This window comes from Rhodococcus ruber, assembly GCF_027270735.1.
Lineage (GTDB): Bacteria > Actinomycetota > Actinomycetes > Mycobacteriales > Mycobacteriaceae > Rhodococcoides > Rhodococcoides rubrum_A.
Genome location: NZ_JAPWIJ010000009.1, coordinates 51379 through 72131, shown reverse-complemented (window position 1 = coordinate 72131; position 20753 = coordinate 51379). Strand labels below are relative to the sequence as shown.

The window sequence follows — 20753 nt, the reverse complement described above, 5'->3', positions numbered from 1 at the left end:
GCCTCCTCCGGACGACATTAACGAGGACCGGCCACACCCATCAGCGCTCTCCTCAGTCGATGTCGAGGATGATCTTCCCATAGGAGGTGCGCGCAGCCAGCTCCTCGTGAGCCTCCCCGGCGCGATCCAAGGCATAACGCGAGTTGATGCGCGGGCGCAGCACCCCCTTGCCGACGAGATCGAGCACAGTACGCATCTCATCGCGCGTCTGGGTATGCGAGGAGATGTAGGAGATCTGGCGGCGGAAGAACTCGATGATGTCGAACTCGACGACCTCCCCTGCGTGCGCACCGATCGACACCAGACGGCCGTACGGGCGCAGCATGAACATCGAGTCGGTGAAGGCTGTCCCTCCTACGCCGTCGAAGACCAGCTCGACCCCGCGGCCTTCGGTGATCTCGTCGACGGCGGTGCGCACATTGGTTGTCGTGTAATTGATGACGTGATCGGCACCGTCAGCGGTCGCCTGAGCCAACTTGTCGTCTCGACTGGCCGTACCGATCACGGTCGCGCCGGCAGCCTTGCAGATCTGGAGTGCTGCCGATGCGACGCCACCCCCGATCGAATGGATCAGCACGGTCTCTCCCAGCTTCACCTCGGCGCGAATCATGAGTGCGTGCCAGGCGGTGCCGAATGCACTGAGTGAGGCCGCCGCCTCACCGAAGTCGACGGTGTCGGGAAGTGTCAGGCAATGGTCGGCGGGTGTCAGGATCTTCTGCGCGTACGTGCCAGGTATGTGCTCGCCGAGCAGTTTACGGTTGACGCAGATGTTCTCCATGCCCCGTTGACACCACTCGCAGTGGCCGCAGGTGCGGATGTACGAGACGGCTACGCGCTCGCCGATCCGAGCGGGGTCCACGCCATCGCCTACCAGGGAGATCACGCCGGCACCCTCGAGGCCCAAGGTGTGCGGCATCGCGAAGTCGAACCGCGAGACGCCTTCGCGCACATCGATGTCGACGTGGTTGAGTGCGGTCGCCTTCAGATCGACCACCACTTCACCGAATCCCGGAATCGGATCCGGAAGCTCCTCGATCTTCAGGACTTCGGGGCCGCCGTACTCGCGGAATACCAGTGCTTTCATGCCATCTCGTCTCTCGTAGTGCGCGTGTTCAGAGTATGGGAGGGCCACTGGCGTAATCGGGGCAGTGGTGGTGGTCGGAATTCGCACTGTCGATCCAGCAGGCGATGTCGAACCGGCGATGGCGCGCGAACCTATCTGGCGGGAACGGTGATTCCACGCGCGTCGAGGATGGGACGCACTCCCTCGGCGAAGTGGTACGCCTCCTCCAGATGCGGGTAGCCCGAGAGGATGAACTCGTCGAACCCGGCGTCGTGGTATTCGCCGATCAGGTTCGCGACCTCCTCGTGCGAACCGACCAGAGCGGTTCCCGCGCCGCCGCGAACGAGTCCGACTCCGGCCCATAGGTTCGGGTAGATCTCGAGGGAATCCTTGCTGCCACCGTGCAGTGCGGCCATCCGACGCTGTCCCTCGGACTGCGAGGACGAGTGCAGCGCATGTGCCGCAGACACCTGCTCCTCGGGGAGCTCGTCGAGGAGCTTCTGCGCGACGGCCCAGGCCTCTTCGGACGTGTCGCGGCTGATGGTGTGCAGGCGAATGCCGTAGGTGAGCTTGCGGCCCTGGGCGTCCGCGAGCGCCTGCACCTTCTCGATCTTGGCGCGAGCGTCGGCCGGGGGCTCACCCCACGTCAGATACGTCTGGACGTGCTTCGCCGCGACGGCAAGAGCGGGATCGGACGAACCACCGAACCAGAACTCCGGCAACGGGTCCGGTGCTTCGGACACCCGCGCATCGGCGACCTTGAAGAACTCACCCTCATGATCGACCGACGACTCGGTCCAGATCCGATGGACGAGTCCGAGAAATTCATCGGTACGGGCGTAGCGCCGATCGTGGTCGATCCAGTCCCCGAAACGACGCTGTTCGACGTCGTCGCCCCCGGTGACGATGTTGAACAACACCCGACCTTCCGAGAACCGCTGCAGCGTCGCGGCCTGCTGCGCCGCCAATGTGGGCGGCGTGAGGCCGGGACGAAAGGCGACGAGGAACTTCAGCCGTCGGGTGCTCCGCAGTAGAGCGGCCGTGGTCAACCATGCGTCCTCGCACCATGTTCCGGTGGGAGTCAGCACCCCCTCGTAGCCGAGTCGGTCCGCGGCCTGGGCAACCTCGGTGAGATAACGCAACGACGGGCGTCGAAACCCGGCCGGTTCGCGGAGGTTGCCGGATGCGTGGGACGCGCCGACGATGGAGCGGCCGTCGCCTGCGGTGGGAAGGAACCAGAAGATGCGTGCGGTCACGAGTGAACTCCTACGACGCGGTGGGTGATCAGTTGGTCGAGGCGGTCGCGCCGGCGATGGCGTCGTTGTAGCGCGTGTCGACGAAGTCTGCGAACGTGTTGCCGCCGGGGATGCTTCCGCTCTCGACGAACGCATCGAAGAGCGCCTGCTCGGACTCGATCACTGTGTCGTCCAGGGCAATTGCGGGTCGCTGGCTTCGCCCCTGCGCCAATTCACCCGCGGCCGGGTCGATTCCGACGGCCGCGGAGTACGCCGCCGCCCACTCGGCCGGATTGGCGTCCGCCCATGCAGACGCCTTGGCCAGACGAACCACGAAGTCCTGGAGAGCAGTATTTTTCGCGGGATCGTCCAGCGCCTGCTGCGAGGCGATACCGAAGCCGTAGCCGTTGGCCACACCCTCGGCGGTGGTCAGCGTTTTCGATCCGTTCTGGACCTGAGCGATCGCGGTGAACGGATCCCAGATTGCCCAGGCATCGACCTCGCCCGAGGTGAATGCCGTCAGCGCATCGGCGGGCTGGAGGAAGATCAGCTGAACGTCGTCGGTGGTCAAGCCTGCCTTCTGCAATTGCAGCAGCACATGGCCGTGCGCGGAACTTCCCTTGCCCACTGCGATCTTCTTGCCCCGAAGGTCTGCGAACGACGCAAGAGTCGAATCTGCCGGCACGAGAATCTGATCCCCGCTCGCATCGTTGGTGTAGGCGGAGACGACCTTGATACGGGCATTGGCTGCCACACCGAACACCGGCGGCGTGTTACCGGTAACCGCGAAGTCGATCTGGCCGGCCGTTGCTGCCTCCACCTGCGGCGGGCCGGAAGTGAAGGTGGAGAACGCGACATCGTAGGGAGCCGAGTCGAGCTCACCCGACGCACGAAGCAGAGCTTCGGTGCCGCCCTTCTGGTCGCCGACGTCCAGTGTCACGGTGGCGAGCTCGTCGTTGGAGACGAGTGCAGGAGCTTCGGAGGTTGCAGTGTCGCTGCCGCGGGAGACGCAACCGGTGAGGCCGACGACGGTCAGCGACAGGGCAGCGAGAACGCCGAGAGCGCGCAGAGATCGGGGGCGAGCGAGTGACGACATGCGTGAAAGATCCTTCTTATCAGTGGAATTGATAGTTCAGTGAACGCCGAGGGCACCGAGCAGGTGGTTTCGGATACGAGAGAAGCCCGGTGTTCCCCGGTCGCGTGGACGAGGCAGGTCGACCGTGACAGTGTCGGCCACGGCACCCCCGTCGAGCACCAACACCCTGTCCCCCAACGCAATCGCTTCGTCGACATCGTGGGTGACCAGCAGGATACCGAAGCCGTGCCGTCCCCACAGATCGAGCAGAAGCGACTGCATGGTGAGCCGCGTGAGTGCGTCCAGCGCGCCGAACGGTTCGTCGAGGAGCAGCAGTTCGGGCTCCCCCACCAACGCCCGCGCCAGTGCTGCGCGCTGAGCTTGACCGCCCGACAAGGTGAGTGGCCATGCGTCCCGCTTCTCTGCGAGACCTACCTCGTCGAGGGTGGCATCCGCGGCGATCAGTGCCTCGTTGCCCGTCACGCCCGCAGTGTTCAGACCATAGGACACATTCTGGCGGACCGACCGCCACGGAAACAGACGTGGTTCCTGGAACGCCACCGCGGGATGTCCGGCGACATGCCGCTCACCTGTGTGGTCCGTGGACAGTCCAGCCAAGACACGCAGAATGGTCGACTTGCCGGAGCCGGATCGTCCGACCAGCGAGACGATTTCGCCACGTTCGATGGACAGGTTGATGCCTTGCAGCACGTGGCTGGAGCCGTAGAACTTGTCGATGCCGTGCAGGGAGGCGACGGACGTCGTCGTCGAAGTCATGAATCAAGCATCCAATCGGTAACGTAGCGCACGCTTTTCCAGGATTCGCACGATGCCGTCGGTGGCGATACCCATCAGCGCGTAGACGACGAGTCCGAAGATTATGGTGTCCAGACGCAGGAAGTCCCGGGCATTGTTGATGATGTAGCCGAGGCCTGATTCGGCGTTGATCTGCTCGGCCACGATCAACGACAACCACGCGATCGCCAACGATTGCCGAAGTCCCACCAGCAGTTGCGGGGCGATGCTCGGCAGAATGATCGTGGTGAACCGCTGACGCCACGAGAAACCGAGTACGACGGCCGTGTCGAGGAAATCGCGATCGATCTGACGGATGGCCGAGAACGTGTTGAGGTACAGCGGAAACGCGACTCCCAGAGCGACGAGCAGGATCTTGGGCGTCTCGCCGATCCCGAACCACAGGATGAACAGCGGGATGAGGCCGAGGTGCGGAATGGCGCGCAGCATCTGCAGCGGTGGGTCGACGGTTGCCTCGGCGAGCTTCGACAGTCCGACGAGTGCTCCGAGCGCCACCCCGATCACCCCGCCCAGCACGAGCCCCTGAACAACGCGTGTTCCCGAAATGGCTAGCGCGTCGGCCAATTCACCGTTGCGCAGCAATTCCAGACCCGCGTCGAAGATCAGGGATGGTGCGGGCAGCACTCGTTCGGAGAGAACTCCGGCCGCACTGGCGATCTGCCACAGGACGAGGAGGAAGACTGGCGACAAGGCGCGCAGGACGGTCCATTGGTACCGCTGCCACGCCGACTGTTTCGGTGAAACGGGTGCCGGGCCGACGCCTTGGACGTCGCTGACGCGCGTGTCAACGGGTCCCGCAGGAGCGGCGTACGACGTCACGACCATGTTCACGTGCCTTCCACTTGATGACGAGCTGGTTCGACTCACCACCATCTGTCACGATGCGGGTCCGAGACCAGGGTTCGAATCAGCGTGAATTTAGGTCGGGCAAGATTGGTCTCATGACGGTCGAGCCCATCCATACCGAACGCCTGACGATGCGTCTGTACGAACCTGCCGACGCGGACGGGATTCTCGCGTACTACAGCGATCCCGAAGTCTGCCGCTACCTTCTGCACAAAGCGTGGACGCACGCCGACGCTGTGGCAGCGGTGGGCAAACGGATGAAGCGATCAGGGCTGCACACACAGGCACTCGCGATGGTCGTCGAGCACGAGAGCACTGTAGTGGGCAACGTCGAGGCGTGGTTGATCGACGGTTCACCCTCCCTCGTCGAACTCGGCTGGACGTTCTCCCCCGCCGTGGCCGGCCGCGGTTACGCGACCGAAGCGGTCGACGCGTTGATCGAGCACGTCTTCTCGCTACCCCAGATCCACCGAGTCACCGCACAGATGGACGGACGCAACGACGCATCCGCTCGTCTGGCAGCGCGGGTCGGAATGCGCCAGGAAGCGCACTTTCGCCAAAACTGGTGGTGCAAGGGTGAATGGACCGACACCCTAGTGTTCGCGATGTTGCGCGAAGCTCGCTGACCCGCATACTGCGTTCACCTCTCGAACACCTTCGGTTCAGTTCTGCGACATCGGCCGGTGACCGGAGTGCGACAGTCTCCGGGGAACCTCACTCGAATTCATAGGAGTTTCACAGATGACCTCGCGTCGTAGAGCAGCCCTGCTGGGCACGCTCGCTCTGATCTCTGTCGTGTCCGCGTCGATGGGCGGCGTTGCCACTGCCGCGCCGGCACGGACGGCGTCGCCGTTGTGTCAGGTCGCAGACCTGCTCCCCACCGGATCGTCCGCAGGCCTCGGTTACCAATGTGCCGAAGCGGGTGAGCTTCTCGACCTCCCAATCGGTGATGTACACGCGACGCAACCGTCGCTCGGGTACGACGAGGTGTACTACAAGCTCGGTCGATACACCCTCGGCAAGGACGAGATCAACAAGAAGTTCGACGACTGGTGCGAGGCCAACGGCCAGGAGAAGGCCGCCTCCGCGTTACCCGATGCACGACTGGACAATCCGTCGTCGTTCACCTGCACCGTTCCCGTCGGCCAGGAAACGCCCGACACCATCGCGCCCGTGAAGACGGTCGTCATCGGGCCGGGTGGTGTGCCGTACCTGACCGACGGGCACCACACGCTCACCTCGTTCTACGAAACAGCCGACGGTGGACCGAATCTGCATCTCCGTCTGCGGGTGGTCGCGAACCTCAGTGACCTGAGCACCGCCGATTTCTGGGCGCGAATGAAGGCCGAGAAGTGGGTGTGGAACTACGACGTCGACGGCAACGAGGTTCCGGTGGAGCAACTCCCGTCGGGAGTCGGCCTCGCCAAGTTCCAGAACGACAAGTACCGCAGCCTGATGTACTTCGCCCGCGACATCGGCTTCACCCCCGGCACGATCCCCTTCCAGGAATTCTATTGGGGTGCATGGGTTCGCGACTCGGCGGAAGTCGACATCAGCGGATGGGACAGCAACAACCTGACGAGCTACCTGAGCACCGTCGAGTCGGTCTCGCGCGCTCAGGTCGCAGTCCCGAAAGACACTGTGATCGACAGTGGCCGTACCGCAGCGGAACTCGGGGCTCTGGACGCCTGGAACGATGGGAAGGCAGCCACCAAGGGTGAGTTCGGAAAGCTCTCGGCGCCGTACTCGGGCGACAAGCCGGGCAAGCTGGCATATGCCTTGCAGTACAAGTTAGGACTGCCGCGGTAGTTCCATGTCAGGTCGTCGGGCCGCGCCGGAAACTCACCACCAATGCAGTCACGCCCATCATGCATGCAATTCCCAGCGGCACCAGCAGGGCCTGCGCCCAGTCGAGGTGAACACCTACCGGGCTACCAGTGGTGTTCGACAGACCGGCCGCCATCTCGTGCAGGGGCACGAGCGTACATAGCGCACCGAGCAGCACCCCGCACGCGCCAGCGACGATCGCCTCGATGACGACCATTCCGCTGACTTGCCGTGTGGTGGCACCGGAGCGCACCAGTGTGCGCACTTGGGTCTGTCTATGCCGCATGGACATCGCGATTGTGATGGTGGCTGCGAGTACGGCGTAGCTGACAGCGACTGCGATGAAGGTCATGACGTAGCGGTTGAGCAGAGTCAGGTCCTTGTCGTAGCGGGTCGAAGACCAGGTGATCGCATCCGTGACGCGGGTGCCTGCGGGGGGCTCGACGGAGGTCTGGACAGATGACGAACGCACGAACACCTCGTCCGCCACGGCCGAGGGGTCATGGAGACGAATGATGCCTTCGGACAGGGCCACGCCAGGATGCTCACCCCTCGGTTCGTCCACTATCGACGTGATCGTCGGATTGAGGTCGGTCCCATCCGTCATTACCAGCGCGACGGAATCCCCTGTTTGCCAGCCGTTCTCGTCGGCCAGATATCTGGGCACCTCGAAGGCAGAGGGCTCGGCCGCACTCGGAAGTGCCGTGACGGGAAGCGCGACAGTCGATCCCGGAACGACAAGACGGGCGCGACTGGAGATCCCGACCTCGATGACGTCGTACTTCTCGAACGCTTGGGACACTTGGTAAGCCGTGAGGTAATCGCCATCGGCCACCACCACGGACTGGCCCTGTATCTGATTTGCGGTTTCCGCAGGGTAGGCGATTCGCATCGTAGGAATGAATCCACTGGTCAGGATGGCGAGAGCGGCCGCGATGATCGCCGGAGCAGCGATCGAGGCAGACCGGCGCGGGTTGGTGGTGACCTCGGCGCTGCCGACCATGAGAGGGGCGGACGGCCGGATCCGCCACGGCAACCACAACAAGATTCGTGCCAGTCGAGGCACCAATACCGGAGCGAGACAAGCGGCAGCGATAGCAGCAGTGAGAGTGATGACGATCGCCATCAATACCGAGTCCAGACCCGGCACCGTGCGGCCAGCGATCACTTCGATCACGACGAGTGCGGCCAATGCGGTTCCGCTGATTGTTCGTAAGCGCCCGTGGCCTTTGCGTGGACGAGTCGACTCGGGGCGCATTGCGGCAAGCGGGCTCACCCGCGAAGCGCTCACCGCCGAGATGGCGGCCCCGATCACGGCGATCGCGATACCGCCCAGGGTCGTTGCCAAGACCGTGGGCACGTCGACCGTCACGCTGAGCTCGGCCGGCAAAATCCCCCACGATCGCAACATGGCGGCCAACGGCACCGTCGCCAGCACCCCGGCCGCAGCTCCCGCGACCGATCCCACCGTTCCCAGCAGCGCGGCTTCCAGCAGCACCACGCGGCGCAACTGCTTCGGCAACGCTCCGGTTGCGCGAAGGAGACCGAATTCCTGGGTGCGCTCGTCGACCGCGAACTTCGAGGTGACCGCAACGACGAAGAGACTCACAACCAACGACGCCAGCGCCAGCGCCGTCAGGAACTGACTGCTCAGGTAGCGGCCTTTCGCGATCGAGTCATCCTGCAGGGCACTGCGATCGGTCACCACCTCACCACCGAGCTGCGCCGCGACCGCCTGCACCGAGGCTTCTGCCGACTGATCGGCGACCTCGATACCGAGGAGGCTGGCGGCGGGGGCCACCTGCGCGGCGGTGGCGTCGTCGAAGTAGACGCCAGGACCGTCAGTGGTACCGGCGACTGTCACCTCGATGTCGCCCTGTGCGGTCCGAAGAGTGACCCGTTCGCCAACCGAGGCACCGAACTCGGGCCCGAGCGCGATCTCCGACGCCTGCTGCGGTTGCTCGCCGGAAGTCAGTCGGTAGGGAGCCAGCGACGTGCTCGACCACCCATGCCCGGCGACCTGGGGATCAGCACTCGGCAGCGCTCCGGACGGGGTGACGATCTGCGCAAGGAAGCTGCGGTCCGCCACAACATCGGTGATGCCCGGGATCGAGCGGATCTGCTGCGTCAGCTGGGCGAGCCGGTCTCCGCCCCACGCGCTGCGGTCACCCGCCTGTCCCAGCACGTTCGTAGCTCGCTCGCCGGCAACCACCAACGACGCCCCTTGTAGCCGCTCGGGTGGCTGCGGCCGCGCGGAACCCATGACTTGTGCTGTGGCAGTGGTGATCAGAACGCCGACGAACACCGCCAGCAGTACCCCCAGTGCGGCCGTGATCCGGCGTCGGAACGACGCCAATGCCCAGGTGATCATGCTCTGACCTCGGCCATCCGAGCTGCGATCTGGGCGGCGGTCCGGTTGTCGCCCGGCAGGCCCCGGCGGTGCTGTAGATCGTCGACCACTTTCCCGTCACGGAGAAACAGCACTCGATCGGCGAACGAAGCCGCGGTCGGATCGTGGGTCACCATCACCACGGTCTGGCCCTCGTGATCGACGACGCTTCGCAGTAGCTCCAGGACTGACCGCGAGCCGGCAGAGTCCAATGCGCCCGTGGGCTCGTCCGCGAATACCACTTCAGGCTCGGACACCAGGGCTCAAGCGACGGCCACCCGTTGCTGCTGGCCGCCGGATAGCTGAGACGGCCGATGATGCATCCGATCCCCCAGACCGACCCTCGTCAGTCCTGCGGTGATTCTGGAACGCTCAGGCTTGCGGCCGGCAAGCCGCAGAGGCAGCTCGAGATTCTGGATCGCTGTCAGCGAATCGATGAGGTTGTAGGACTGAAAGACGAAACCTACCTTGGATCGGCGCAGGAGGGTCCGTGCCTGCTCGCTGAGGGATCCCACCTCCACGTCGCCTATGAAGGTCTCCCCGCCGTCCAATCTGTCGAGCCCCGCAGCGCACTGCAACAGAGTCGATTTGCCCGATCCCGATGGGCCCATCACCGCAGTGAAAGTTTTGCGATGAAAATCCACGCTGAGATCGTTCAGGGCGTTGACGGTCTCGTCGCCCAGGTCGTATCGGCGACGCGCGGCACGCACGCGGACTGCGGCCTGCTCACTGGTGGTCTGATCGAAATTCGCTTGGTTCATCTTTGGCCCCCTCGTCATCGCGCTCGGTGTCCGGTGTGATCGGTTCGACCGGCCTGGCGGCGAGACCGCAGCCGCATCGCTACGAACACAACGAAAGTGATTGCGACCGAGACGATCACGATCTTCTGCAGGATTTCGGCATACGCGTCGACCAGGTGCCAGTTCTCGCCGAGTTGATATCCCGCGGTGACGAAGATGGTGTTCCAGATCAGACTTCCGATCGTGGTGAGTACCAGGAACTTCGTCATTCCCATCCGCTCGATTCCGGCGGGCAGGGAGATGAAGCTGCGAAACAGCGGGACCATCCGGCCCAGCAACACCGCCTTCGAGCCGTGCTTGGCGAACCACGCCTCCGAGCGGTCGAAGTCAGTGGCTTTGATCAGAGGGATTCTCGCCACCAGTGCCCGCGTGCGCTCGCGTCCGATGAGCGCTCCGACCGCGTAGACGATGACCGCGCCCAGGACCGAGCCGAGTGTGGTCCAGAAGAGCGCGGCAGCGAAGGAGAACACTCCCTGACTGGCCGAGAACCCGGCAAGGGGCAGAACGAGTTCGCTCGGGATCGGCGGAAACAGATTGTCGGCACCGACGACGACGGCGGCACCGGGGCCGTTGAGCACATCCATGATGCCGACCGCCCACCCGGCAAGCCCGTCGAGTTGCTCGGTCTCGGCAGCTGCAGCAATCAGTAAGTCGGACATTGCAATTCCCCTGTTCGCTGGTGTCAATTGTCCGGACGGACGCTGAAAACGCTACGAACTTCCCGAATCGGGGACATCGAGGAAAGCCGTCGACCATTCATAGGGACTACCCCGTCGAAACCCTGCGGTTTACCGCAGTATCAGAGGCCGCATTCCCCGCTACGCTGCTCGAGTGCCCGGAAACGACGTCGTACATCCACCTGACTTGGCGGATCGGATTGCCGTCAGCTCGCTTGTTCGGCGTTGGCTGATGGCACTTGCCGGAGTTCTACTCGGCAGCGTCACGGCAGTCTCGGCCGTGCTGTTCACTGTCGTGGCGCTCCTCGTTCTCGCCTCGTCGCGCCGCCTCGGCCGGTGGGGAGAGCCACTGAGGGCTTCAGTCGATGAAGGTACACTTCGCTTGAGCGAGTGGGATATTCGACGTATCACCCACTTCCACGGCACGCTCCATACGGATGTACTGACCCCTCGCCGCTGTCGCTGGTATCTCGCTTTGCGGTGGACGATCGGACTGCTCGGAACCGGCGTGGTCCTCTTCCTGACTCTGTGTCTCGTCGTGGCCGGCTCGATGGTCTCGGCATGGATCCTCGACGGCAGCTGGGGCTTGATCGAGAACTCCGACCGGGTCGACGGTGGACTCATCGCGATGGCGGCGCTGCCCGGGATCCTCTTGATCTTCGTCGCGATCGTCGGGGTGGCAGGGGTGGGATCGCTGGACCGCTGGTTCGTCGTCCAGGTACTGGGCCGGCAGTCGGATCGGTTGCTGCACCAGCGGGTTGCCGAATTGACGAGCAGCCGCGATCACGTTGTCGACGCCATCGACGACGAACGCCGGCGCATCGAGCGCGACCTGCACGACGGTGTCCAGCAGCAGTTGGTTGCGGTGGGGATGCTGATCGGCCGGGCTCGCCGCGCCGAGGAGCCCGAGAAGGTGCACGAGCTCCTTGCACAAGCACACGTCGCATCCCAAGAGGCGATCAGCGAGCTGCGCGAGGTTGCCAACCGGGTGTATCCGATCGCACTCGATCAGGCAGGTCTGCACACAGCGGTCGAGACAATGGCCGAACGGGCAAGTGTCCCTGTCCGATTCACGTACGAACTGACTGAGACGTTACGTCCGCCTGTGGAGACGGTCCTCTATTTCGTCATCTCGGAGGCGGTGACCAACGCAGCCAAGCACGCCTCCCCGCGTCTGGTGGAGGTCACCGTCACCCATCAGAGATTCGACCGCGTTCTGGCAACCATCACCGACGACGGGGCCGGCGGGGCCGACCCGTACGGCACCGGCTTGTCCGGGCTGTCCCGTCGTGTCGCGGCGATGGACGGCACCCTGACCGTACACAGCCCAGTCGGCGGGCCGACTGTCGTGAAGGCGAGCGTCCCGTGCGGGTGATCGTCGCCGAGGACTCCACGCTGCTGCGTGAGGGTCTGGTGCGCCTGCTCGTCGACGAGGGCCACGACGTGATCGCGTCCGTGGGCGACGCCGACGCGCTCCTCGCCGCGGTGGAACAGGATCGTCCCGACATTGTCGTCACGGACGTCCGCATGCCTCCCGATCACAGCGACGAGGGACTGCGAGCGGCACTGACCATTCGTGCTCGATGGCCGGAGGTGGCGGTGCTCGTACTCTCCCAGTACGTCGAAAACCGTTACGCAGCAGAGCTGATCAGCGGATCCGGCGGCAAGGTCGGCTACCTGCTCAAGGACCGCGTCGCGCAGGTCGAAGAATTCCTGGACGCCTTGAACAGGGTTGCCGACGGCGGAACCGCTTTCGACCCGGAAGTGGTGCGAGCGCTGCTGTCTCGCACGACCCGATCCAATCCCCTCGAACGACTCACGCCGCGCGAACGCGATGTTCTCGAGCTGATGGCGCAAGGTCTCACCAACGCGCGAATAGCAGCCGATCTGTACATCTCGGTGAGCTCGGTCGAGAAGCACATCAACGCCGTGTTCGACAAACTCGGGTTGGCGAACTCCACCGGTATGAGCCGCCGCGTGATGGCTGTGGTGGCCTACCTGCGTACGTGATCAGGCGATGCGGGCAGCCGAACCCGACACGATGATCCCGCCGGACGGTGGGATGTCCACCAGAAGCGTGCTTGGCCTGCCGACATGGCTTCCCTGGTGGATGACGATGCTCGCAGGTGGCTGAACCGCGTGCGAGCCACGAAGGTACCCGCCGGTCGCCGCCGCTGCCGCACCCGTCGCCGGGTCCTCACTGATGGTCCCGACCGGGAACACGTTGCGTGCGTGCCACTGCTCGGTGCCCTGCGGCCAGAGAACGATGATCGTCGCGGGCCACCCGTGCTCGTCGAGCACTGCACGAGCGCGACCGAGATCGGGTGTGAACCCGTCGAAGACGCCCCGATCGGCGAGGACGAGGAGGGGGTGCCAGTTACCACCGAACACCTCAGCTGGAACGTGGTCGGGGTGCAGGTCGTCCGCGGTCAAGCCGAGGGCACCGAGGACGTCGGCGAGGGCAGTGCTGGACAGCGTGGCCGTCCGAGGCTCCACGCTCGTGAACGACACCAGCGGAGCACCATTCGCGTTGATGCTCGTCTCGATTTCGATGTCCCCCACCTGTGTCGCGAAGCGTATCGAGCCGACGCTCTCGGTCGCGCTGATCGCTGCGGCTGTTGCGACCGTTGCGTGCCCACAGAACGGCACCTCGGCGACCGGTGAGAAGTATCGGATATTGCGGTTCCGGTCGCCATCTCCGGGAGTGACGAAAGCCGTCTCGGCATAGCCGACGTCCGCCGCAATCCTCAGCATCTCGATGTCGTCCAGGCCGCGAGAGTCGAGAACGACTCCTGCAGGGTTACCGCCTGACGGCTCACTGGAGAACGCCGTCCATCGTTGAATGTCGATCGGGGACATGCGGCTAACGTACCCGCCACCGAGCAGGTCTGGGTTGCAGCGTCGAACGCCCGGTACTCTCGCGCGTCATGAACCTGAAACTGTGTGTGCTGCTGTGGGCGACGGCCGGACAGGAAGAAGCTCTCACCCGATACGAAGACACGGTGCTGGACCTGATTCCGAAGTATGGCGGCGAAGTGGTGAGCCGGGTTCGCCGGGTCGACCCGGGCGACGGACCGCTCGAGGTGCAGGTCATCCACCTGCCGGACGATTCGGCCTTGCAGGACTACATGGTGGACCCGGAGCGTCTCGCGCTCGCCGAGGTGCATCGCAGTGCAGTGGCCAAGACTGAAATTATCCACGTGGACACGATTGTCTAGCCGATGCGCCGGGCCGATTCGACTACCAGCGATCGACGTGCAGCACGGTCTCGATCGGATCCCGCGGAGCGACCTTGAACGTCTCACCCGTGTAGTACGCCGTGGGGATCAGCGCACCCTGATGGAAATCCTCGGGGATACCCAGTAGCTCGGAGATCTCTGCCTCACGGGCGAGATGGATTGTCGTCCAGGCTGTTCCGAGGCCACGGGCGCGTGCGGCCAGGGCGTAGTTCCACACCGCCGGCAGCAGTGAGCCCCACAGTCCGGCCTGATTCCCTGCCGGGAGCGTCTTACCGGCCTGGATGCACGGAATCAGCAGTACCGGCACCTCACCCATGTGCTCGCCGAGCCAGCCTGCGCTGTCGCCGACGCGCTTCTGCACCGATGCGCGTTCCGGATCGTCGGCGAAGAGAGCCGATGCCGAATGCTTGGACGCTTGGTACGCCGAGAACAGCTCGCCGTAGATCGCGCCGATTCGGGCGCGAAGATCGGGATCGGTGACGACGATCCACTGCCACCCCTGCTTGTTCGAGCCGGACGGTGCCTGCAGAGCGATCTCCAGACATTCCTTGATCAGCTCCATTGGAACCGGCCGCGTGAGGTCAAGACGCTTGCGGACGGTCCGCGTCGTGGTCAGCAGCTCGTCGGGAGTCAGATCGACAATCGGGAAAGAAGTCACCTCTCGATCATGCACCACTGGCCGTCAGTCCGGGAGCAGGGTTCTGATGATCTCCCACGCGGACGCGTCGACCCAAGACGGGTTCGATTGCTGCGGTGATCGAAACACCTCGAGTGTCGACAGTGCTGCGATGGACTGGATGCTCGACGCGAGGATCGGCTCATCGAACAGCGTGATGTTCGTCGAGACCTTCCACTGCGGGCCGGAGACCGGGGTGCCGTTCAACCGACCCGCACCCCAGATCCCGCGTCGCGGATGGCTACTGACCCAGAACAGCACTGGCTGCCCGGGTGCCATCAGACGTGTTCGGTAATTGTCGGCAACGCACCAGTTCTCGTGCGCACGTCCGGCTTCGACCATCGGTGCGAGATCGGTCTTGTGCGGATTGCACTTGATCACCCACGCACCGAGTGTCTGGTCCGTAATCACCCGTGCCGTCACGGCAGCCAGCGTACCGAGCGTCAGGCCACTGCGTCGTTGCCCTGCGCTGCCGAAACCACCAGATTGCTTGCTGTCAGCTCGTTTCCGCCCTTGACTGCGTCGACCCACTGGTCGGTGGACGCCACTGCTGCGAAGTTCGACTGGTAGAGCACCATCAGCGCCTTATGTAGCTGCTCGGCAGAGACGGTGCCCGCCTCGTTGGAGAGGTTGATCGCACCGGTGGCGTCGGACAGAATCTCGACCGTCAGGTCCAGCGCTTCGGCGTCGGCACTGGAGGCAAGGTCGCAATTGTTCGTCATGTAGCCGACGATCGTGACAGTGTCGATGTTGTTGCCCTGCAACCACTTCGCGACACCGGTTCCAACGAACACGCTGCTGTACTGCTTCTCGACTCGCTCGAACGAGGGCTGCACGACGTCCTGAATGTCGGGATGCAGCTCGTAGGTCGGGGTGCCCTTGACGAACGCGGGCGAACCTTCGGGCATCTCGTGCTGCACGATTGCGACCGGAACGTCGTGCGCTACAGCAGCTTCAATGGAGCGAACGATGTTGGCCAACGACTCGTCGCGAGGCGGGTACTGGATCTTCAGCACTCCCTCGAAGTATTCCTGCTGGACATCGATGACGATGAGGGCTCTACGCGGTGCAGTCATGGGCGTTCTCCTTCAAGTGGCGTTCTCGGTCGAGACTCATACTTCGGCACCGACCTTGCATTCACGAGTGGCACGGATGCACACTTTCGATTGATTTGCGCCAACGTTCGAGATCGGAGCCGGCCATGCGAATAGCGCTCTACGTGTTCGACGGCATCACGATGTTTCACCTCGCCGCGCCGCTGATGGTGTTCGGCGAGGTGACCCGACTCGGACTCGCCCCGGATTGGGAGACGCGAGTATGGTCCGACAAACCAGGCGCGATCCGCACCGAGGAGGGGTTTCCGATCGGTGAAATCGCGGGTCCCAGCACCGTCGACTGGGCCGATATCGTCATCGTGACGTCGTGGCCGGAGTCGTTGCCCCACATAGGCACTGACTTCTCGAACGCACTCCGCGGAGCACATACCCGAGGCGCACAGATTGCGGGTCTGTGCCTCGGTTCGTTCGCCGTCGCAGACACCGGGCTGCTGGCCGGCCGCCCCGCCGTCACGCACTGGACCAAGATGACCGAGCTGCGGGAGCGCAACGCACACGCCGGCGTCGACGAGTCGGTCCTCTACATCGACCACGGAGACGTGATGACCTCCGCGGGAACCGCGTCGTCGATCGATTCCTGCCTGCACATCGTCCGCAAGCACCTCGGATCTGCTGCCGCGACACGGGTGGCGCGCAGCCTGGTGGTCGCACCCCATCGCGACGGCGGTCAAGCGCAGTACATCGAACGTCCGGTCATCGAGGCGTCCGGAGACACCGCAATCGCCGACGTACAGAGCTGGGCACTCGAACGACTGGACGAGGCGTTGCCCATCGAGCGACTGGCCGAACACGCGCGCATGAGCCGACGCAGCTTCATCCGTCAGTTTCAGCTCGAGACGGGGTCCACCCCGGCTCGCTGGGTGCTGGACAAACGCCTCGAGGAAGCTCGGAGCCTGCTCGAAACGACCGATCGCAGTATCGAGAACATCGCTGCCCTGTGCGGATTCGGCAGCGCCATCACTCTGCGTCAGAATTTCCGCTCGGCATTCGCGGTGACACCGACGGCATATCGGCGGCAATTCGCCGTCGGTTGTGCGCCCACAGAAGCGGTCGACAGGCAAGGATGAGCGACGTGATCCTGTGGATAGTTGCCGGAGTAGAGCTCGCCGCCATCATCGCGCTCGGTGTGGTCTTGATCGTGTCGCGTCGCAAGCTGAGGCACACGCGCCGTGCACTCGACCGCGCGCTCGAATCTCAGCAACGTCGAAAGCGACGCGGCCTGGTGCCCTTCGCGATCAGAACTGCCTTTCACACCACGGACCTACTCATCAACAAGGGCTTCAGCGCAACAGTGCGCAACTCCGTCGAGGATCTCGCCGGCTGGGCGAAGGTGGAACGCCCCGACCTGGCACGCATGACCGCCGACGGTGACATCGTGGTGATGTTCTCCGACATCGAGGGGTCGACCGCTCGCAACGAGGAACTGGGCGACCGCGGCTGGGTGAAGCTGCTCGAAAAGCACAACAAACTGATCTGCAAGCACGTCGCAGACCACGGCGGACACGTGGTGAAGAGTCAGGGCGACGGCTACATGCTCGCCTTCTCCGACCCGGCCGAGGCCGTGCGCTGCGGGGTGGAAGTCCAAGAGGCCCTGCTGAAGAACCCAGATAGGTGGGACCGCATCCGTGTTCGCATGGGCGTCCACGTCGGCAGTTCGGTGCGACGCGGAGACGACATCTTCGGACTCAACGTGGCCATGGCAGCGCGGGTTGCGGGACAAGCCGAGGGCGGTGAGATTCTGATCAGCGAACCCGTGCGCAACTCCATCGGCTCGGCACAGGACCTGACTCTCGGCGCGCCCCGTGAAGTCGAATTGAAAGGAATGAGCGGAAGCTTCCAGTTGTATCCGGTGGCGCTGCCGGTGCTGCCCAACACCGAGGTCAAGCAGCTCGACTAGATCTACTCGCCCACAGCCATACTCAGCAGGTGGTAGCTCAGACACTTGCCGTGTCCGTCCAGAACAGGGCTTCCCGTCACTCCCCCGCCGAGCACGCCGGGCAACTCGAACACCAGGCCGGAGACCAACGGCATCTCCGTGCGGCGCACGTCTCCGGTGACCAACGGCGCGAAATGTTCAGCAACGGCCTCGACAGTGAGTTCGCGGGTCAGTAACTCGTAGTGTTCGTCGGTCCGCGGGAAGACAGCGAGAATAAGGGTGTCGCCCTTGTCCCCGGTTCGCACGTCGGCCAAGTCGTCGACAGTCCTCATACCGTCACCTCCGTGATGTGCACGTCCGTCGCCACCTGAGCGCGTGGAATCAAACACGATCTGATTGCGAGAACCTCGGCGCTACTGCTCCGTGCGCCACCTCCCCCGGCCGGGCCGTTGGTGTACAGACTTTCGACTTCCCATCCCACCAGTGCAGCGGCTTGGGCGTCGGGCACCTTCGCGGTCACGCGCAGTCGCACTTCGGGGACATCGGTTATGGACGCAAGTCCGCGGAATGCCGCACCTGCCCCGATGTATTCGATGCCGACATTCTTCGCCGGAATGCCGTGCACCTCCCACAGTCGTTGCTGCACAATCGCTCCGGCGAGCTCAGCGCGTTGCAGTGCGCGTGGTCCGGCGTAGCTGATCTGCCCTTCACCGAGCCAACCGCCGCGAAATCCGAGGGTCACCTTCAACTCCTCCGGGCGCGTGCTGCCCGTCGCCCCGGACACTGCTACCCGATCGGGTCCGACGGTCTCGAACGCGACTCCGGTGAAATCGGCGGTGACGTCCGGCGTCAAGTATCTGGCTGGATCGCCTACCTCGTAGAGCAATTGCTCGGCGCACGTTCGCCGCGTCAATTCCCCGCCGGTGCCGTCGACTTTGCCGAATTCGGCTGTGCCGTCAGCACGTACGTCCCCGAACGGAAAGCCCAGATTTGCCAGACCCTGCACTGGCTTGGTGACCGGGTCGGCGAAGTAGCCGCCGGTCAGTTGGCCCGCGCATTCGAGTAGGTGCCCGACGGCGGTACCGGCACCGAGCGTCTCCCAATCCTGCCCGGCCCAACCGAATTCGTGCATCAGCGGCGCGAGATACAGCGCTGGATCGGCAAGTCGGCCGGTGACGATCACGTCGGCACCGACGTCGAGTGCGGGCAATACGGCATCGGCCCCGATATAGGCGTTGGCCGACACAATCTCCTCGGAATGCTCCGACAGCGGGCGGCCGGTCTCCCACACCACCGGATCGATGCGGCCCACTGCGTCGAGCACGTCGTCGCCGGTGACGGCAGCGATGCGCACCGGACGCGAGCACATCTGCTCCGCCACCTGCGCGACGACCGCAGCTGCCGCTACAGGATTCGCGGCTCCGGAGTTGGTGACGACGGTGATGCCCTGCTCCGTCGTCGCGCCGAGTACTGCGCGCATGCGCGCTCCCAAGAGTGGGTCGTAGCCCGTCGTAGGATCGAGCAATTTTCGGGCCTGCCCGGTCGCAACCGTCCGCTCTCCGAGGCACTCGAAGATCAGATAGTCGAGCTCGCCTCGCTCAGCCAAGATCTGGGCGGGGTCGATACGATCGCCGGCAAACCCTGCGCCCGCGCCCAATCGGACGGTTCCGGGGGCGCTCACGATACCCACACCGGGATGACGCCTGTCGCGAAGGCAACTCCGAGCATGCCGAGGCTGACCAGCCATGCCCACCCCAAGGTGTGCCGGATGTGCCTGCCGATATCGACCTTGGCCAGACCGACGAGAAGGTAGAACGCGCCCGTCATCGGACTGATCGGGAAGCCGACGGTCTCCTCGCCGATGATCGACGCCTGAGCGAGATGGATTGCGCTGATACCGAATTGGTCACCGACCTCGATGAGCACCGGCAGCACGCCGAAGTAGTACGCGTCGGGGCCGAAGATCAGACTCATCGGTACCGCGAACACCCCGACGATGAGCGGAAGTGCCGGTGCCATCCAGTCCGGAATCACGTTGGCTGCGCTGACGGCCATCGATTCGATCATGCCGCTGCCGTCGAGCACACCCAGCAGAACACCGGCCGCGAGCAATGTGCCCACCATCAGCATCGCCCCGACGGCATGTGCCTCGATCCGCGCGGACTGCGCCTTCATGCCCGGGTAGTTGATCAGCAGCGCGATGATGGTCGCGATGATGAAGCAGGTCTCGGGAGGTGCAACGGCCGCGATCAGCGCGGCAAGTGTGGCGACAACGAGAACGACGTTGACCCAGAACAGCTTCGGGCGTAGCAAGCTGGGCTCGTCTGGCTTGTCGGGCTCTTCTGGGGTCTCGTCACCGCCCGAGCCGGCTGAGGCCGGCTCGTCTGTTCCGCCCGTAGCGGGTACGGGGATTCGCTGCCCGACGCGTGCCGTCGACTCCTCCACTTCGGCGGAGACGTCGCCCGCAGCGACCTTCGCCAGCCGGTTCCGCTCGCGGCGTCCGAGGTAATACGCAATGGCCAACGCGAACACCACTCCGGCAATCTGCGCGGGAATCAGCGGCACCCACAGCTCGTTGGCGTCGACGCCCAATGTTGCGGCTGCTCGCGCTGTCGGGCCGCCCCAGGGAACGATATTCATCACGCCCGCGCCCAGTCCGACACAGGTGGCCAACACCAGCCGACTCATGCCGATGCGCTCGTAGATCGGGAGCATCGCGGGAACGGCGATGAGGAACGTCACCGCTCCTGCGCCGTCGAGATGGGCGACCAGCGCGAGAGCCGTCGTAGCAACCGCGACGGTCGGCGGAGCGCTGCCCGCCCACTTCACGATGCGCGCGATGAGTGGATCGAACAGACCCGCATCGCGCATGATCCCGAAGAAGACAATCGCGAACAGGAACATCGCCGCGACGCCCACCACGCCGCCGAGTCCCTCCTTGACGAACCCTGCCACCTCGGACGGCGAGTTGCCGGCCAGGAACGCCGCGGCGAGCGGAACACCCGCGAGCGCCACGATCGCCGCGACACGTTGAGTGAACAACAGCAGCAGGATGACGGCAATCGTCCCGAAGCCGAGCAGTGACAGCATGTGATCTCCTTCATCGAATACGACGAGTG

21 protein-coding genes and 1 pseudogene are annotated in these 20753 nt (G+C 64.3%); 7 read left to right on the top strand and 15 right to left on the bottom strand.

Features of this window, described 5'->3' with window-relative positions:
- Positions 1 to 52: 52 nt before the first annotated feature.
- The 5 genes from O4220_RS20675 to O4220_RS20655 form a co-directional block, all read right to left on the bottom strand.
- Positions 53 to 1084, bottom strand: coding sequence for a zinc-binding dehydrogenase (locus O4220_RS20675; protein ID WP_269607352.1), 1032 nt, complete (start codon positions 1082 to 1084; stop codon positions 53 to 55).
- 131 nt (positions 1085 to 1215) lie between these two features.
- The gene (locus O4220_RS20670) at positions 1216 to 2319 is read right to left on the bottom strand and encodes an LLM class flavin-dependent oxidoreductase (RefSeq protein ID WP_269607351.1); all 1104 of its coding nucleotides are present in this window, start codon (positions 2317 to 2319) and stop codon (positions 1216 to 1218) included.
- 28 nt (positions 2320 to 2347) lie between these two features.
- The gene (locus O4220_RS20665) at positions 2348 to 3394 is read right to left on the bottom strand and encodes an ABC transporter substrate-binding protein (RefSeq protein WP_269607350.1); all 1047 of its coding nucleotides are present in this window, start codon (positions 3392 to 3394) and stop codon (positions 2348 to 2350) included.
- A gap of 36 nt (positions 3395 to 3430) precedes the next feature.
- Positions 3431 to 4150 carry an ABC transporter ATP-binding protein gene (locus tag O4220_RS20660; protein ID WP_269607349.1) on the bottom strand — a complete coding sequence of 240 codons (720 nt, stop codon included), beginning with the start codon at positions 4148 to 4150 and terminating at the stop codon, positions 3431 to 3433.
- A gap of 3 nt (positions 4151 to 4153) precedes the next feature.
- Positions 4154 to 5014, bottom strand: a complete 861-nt coding sequence (locus O4220_RS20655; protein WP_269607518.1) for an ABC transporter permease — start codon at positions 5012 to 5014, stop codon at positions 4154 to 4156.
- Positions 5015 to 5130: 116 nt separating this feature from the next.
- Here O4220_RS20655 and O4220_RS20650 point away from each other — a divergent pair, with 116 nt between their 5' ends.
- Complete coding sequence (locus tag O4220_RS20650; RefSeq protein WP_269607348.1) at positions 5131 to 5661, top strand: GNAT family N-acetyltransferase; 531 nt, start codon at positions 5131 to 5133, stop codon at positions 5659 to 5661.
- A gap of 115 nt (positions 5662 to 5776) precedes the next feature.
- Positions 5777 to 6844: a ParB/Srx family N-terminal domain-containing protein gene (locus O4220_RS20645; protein ID WP_269607347.1), complete on the top strand. Its 1068-nt coding sequence runs from the start codon at positions 5777 to 5779 to the stop codon at positions 6842 to 6844.
- Positions 6845 to 6851: 7 nt separating this feature from the next.
- Here the strand turns inward: O4220_RS20645 and O4220_RS20640 are convergent, their stop codons facing one another.
- The 3 genes and pseudogenes from O4220_RS20640 to O4220_RS20625 form a co-directional block, all read right to left on the bottom strand.
- A complete protein-coding gene (locus O4220_RS20640; protein ID WP_269607346.1) occupies positions 6852 to 9233 on the bottom strand; it encodes an ABC transporter permease in 2382 nt (793 codons plus the stop codon).
- Positions 9230 to 10012: pseudogene (locus O4220_RS27945) on the bottom strand (ABC transporter ATP-binding protein). Before O4220_RS27945 ends, O4220_RS20640 begins: the two are co-directional and overlap by 4 nt.
- Before the next feature lie 14 nt (positions 10013 to 10026).
- Positions 10027 to 10710, bottom strand: coding sequence for a DedA family protein (locus tag O4220_RS20625; protein WP_269607343.1), 684 nt, complete (start codon positions 10708 to 10710; stop codon positions 10027 to 10029).
- A gap of 172 nt (positions 10711 to 10882) precedes the next feature.
- Here O4220_RS20625 and O4220_RS20620 point away from each other — a divergent pair, with 172 nt between their 5' ends.
- The gene (locus O4220_RS20620; RefSeq protein ID WP_269607342.1) at positions 10883 to 12103 is read left to right on the top strand and encodes a sensor histidine kinase; all 1221 of its coding nucleotides are present in this window, start codon (positions 10883 to 10885) and stop codon (positions 12101 to 12103) included.
- On the top strand, positions 12094 to 12738 hold the full coding sequence (locus O4220_RS20615; RefSeq protein WP_269607341.1) for a response regulator: 645 nt from the start codon (positions 12094 to 12096) through the stop codon (positions 12736 to 12738). Before O4220_RS20620 ends, O4220_RS20615 begins: the two co-directional genes overlap by 10 nt.
- Here the strand turns inward: O4220_RS20615 and O4220_RS20610 are convergent, their stop codons facing one another.
- The gene (locus O4220_RS20610) at positions 12739 to 13587 is read right to left on the bottom strand and encodes a PhzF family phenazine biosynthesis protein (protein ID WP_269607340.1); all 849 of its coding nucleotides are present in this window, start codon (positions 13585 to 13587) and stop codon (positions 12739 to 12741) included.
- A 68-nt stretch (positions 13588 to 13655) separates the two neighbouring features.
- Between O4220_RS20610 and O4220_RS20605 the strand changes: the two genes are divergently transcribed.
- On the top strand, positions 13656 to 13946 hold the full coding sequence (locus O4220_RS20605) for a hypothetical protein (protein ID WP_037148476.1): 291 nt from the start codon (positions 13656 to 13658) through the stop codon (positions 13944 to 13946).
- 22 nt (positions 13947 to 13968) lie between these two features.
- Here the strand turns inward: O4220_RS20605 and O4220_RS20600 are convergent, their stop codons facing one another.
- Genes O4220_RS20600 through O4220_RS20590 form a run of 3 tightly spaced genes read right to left on the bottom strand, consistent with a single transcriptional unit; the run spans position 13969 to position 15719 of the window.
- Complete coding sequence (locus O4220_RS20600) at positions 13969 to 14625, bottom strand: nitroreductase family protein (RefSeq protein ID WP_269607339.1); 657 nt, start codon at positions 14623 to 14625, stop codon at positions 13969 to 13971.
- Positions 14626 to 14649: 24 nt separating this feature from the next.
- The gene (locus O4220_RS20595) at positions 14650 to 15066 is read right to left on the bottom strand and encodes a hypothetical protein (RefSeq protein WP_269607338.1); all 417 of its coding nucleotides are present in this window, start codon (positions 15064 to 15066) and stop codon (positions 14650 to 14652) included.
- Positions 15067 to 15086: 20 nt separating this feature from the next.
- Entirely contained in the window at positions 15087 to 15719 is a 633-nt protein-coding gene (locus O4220_RS20590) for an isochorismatase family protein (RefSeq protein ID WP_269607337.1), read from the bottom strand.
- Positions 15720 to 15844: 125 nt separating this feature from the next.
- On the opposite strand from O4220_RS20590, the gene O4220_RS20585 reads away from it, so the two are divergent.
- Together O4220_RS20585 and O4220_RS20580 are read left to right on the top strand one after the other, a co-directional pair.
- On the top strand, positions 15845 to 16825 hold the full coding sequence (locus O4220_RS20585; protein WP_269607336.1) for a GlxA family transcriptional regulator: 981 nt from the start codon (positions 15845 to 15847) through the stop codon (positions 16823 to 16825).
- On the top strand, positions 16822 to 17655 hold the full coding sequence (locus tag O4220_RS20580) for an adenylate/guanylate cyclase domain-containing protein (protein ID WP_269607335.1): 834 nt from the start codon (positions 16822 to 16824) through the stop codon (positions 17653 to 17655). The genes O4220_RS20585 and O4220_RS20580 overlap by 4 nt, the downstream gene beginning before the upstream one ends.
- Positions 17656 to 17657: 2 nt before the next feature.
- Here O4220_RS20580 and O4220_RS20575 read toward each other — a convergent pair whose 3' ends face one another.
- The 3 genes from O4220_RS20575 to O4220_RS20565 are packed head-to-tail and all read right to left on the bottom strand — an operon-like array spanning position 17658 to position 20724.
- Complete coding sequence (locus O4220_RS20575; protein ID WP_269607334.1) at positions 17658 to 17966, bottom strand: hypothetical protein; 309 nt, start codon at positions 17964 to 17966, stop codon at positions 17658 to 17660.
- Complete coding sequence (locus O4220_RS20570) at positions 17963 to 19315, bottom strand: acyclic terpene utilization AtuA family protein (RefSeq protein ID WP_269607333.1); 1353 nt, start codon at positions 19313 to 19315, stop codon at positions 17963 to 17965. The genes O4220_RS20575 and O4220_RS20570 overlap by 4 nt, the downstream gene beginning before the upstream one ends.
- Complete coding sequence (locus O4220_RS20565) at positions 19312 to 20724, bottom strand: CitMHS family transporter (RefSeq protein ID WP_269607332.1); 1413 nt, start codon at positions 20722 to 20724, stop codon at positions 19312 to 19314. Before O4220_RS20565 ends, O4220_RS20570 begins: the two co-directional genes overlap by 4 nt.
- Positions 20725 to 20753 lie beyond the last annotated feature (29 nt).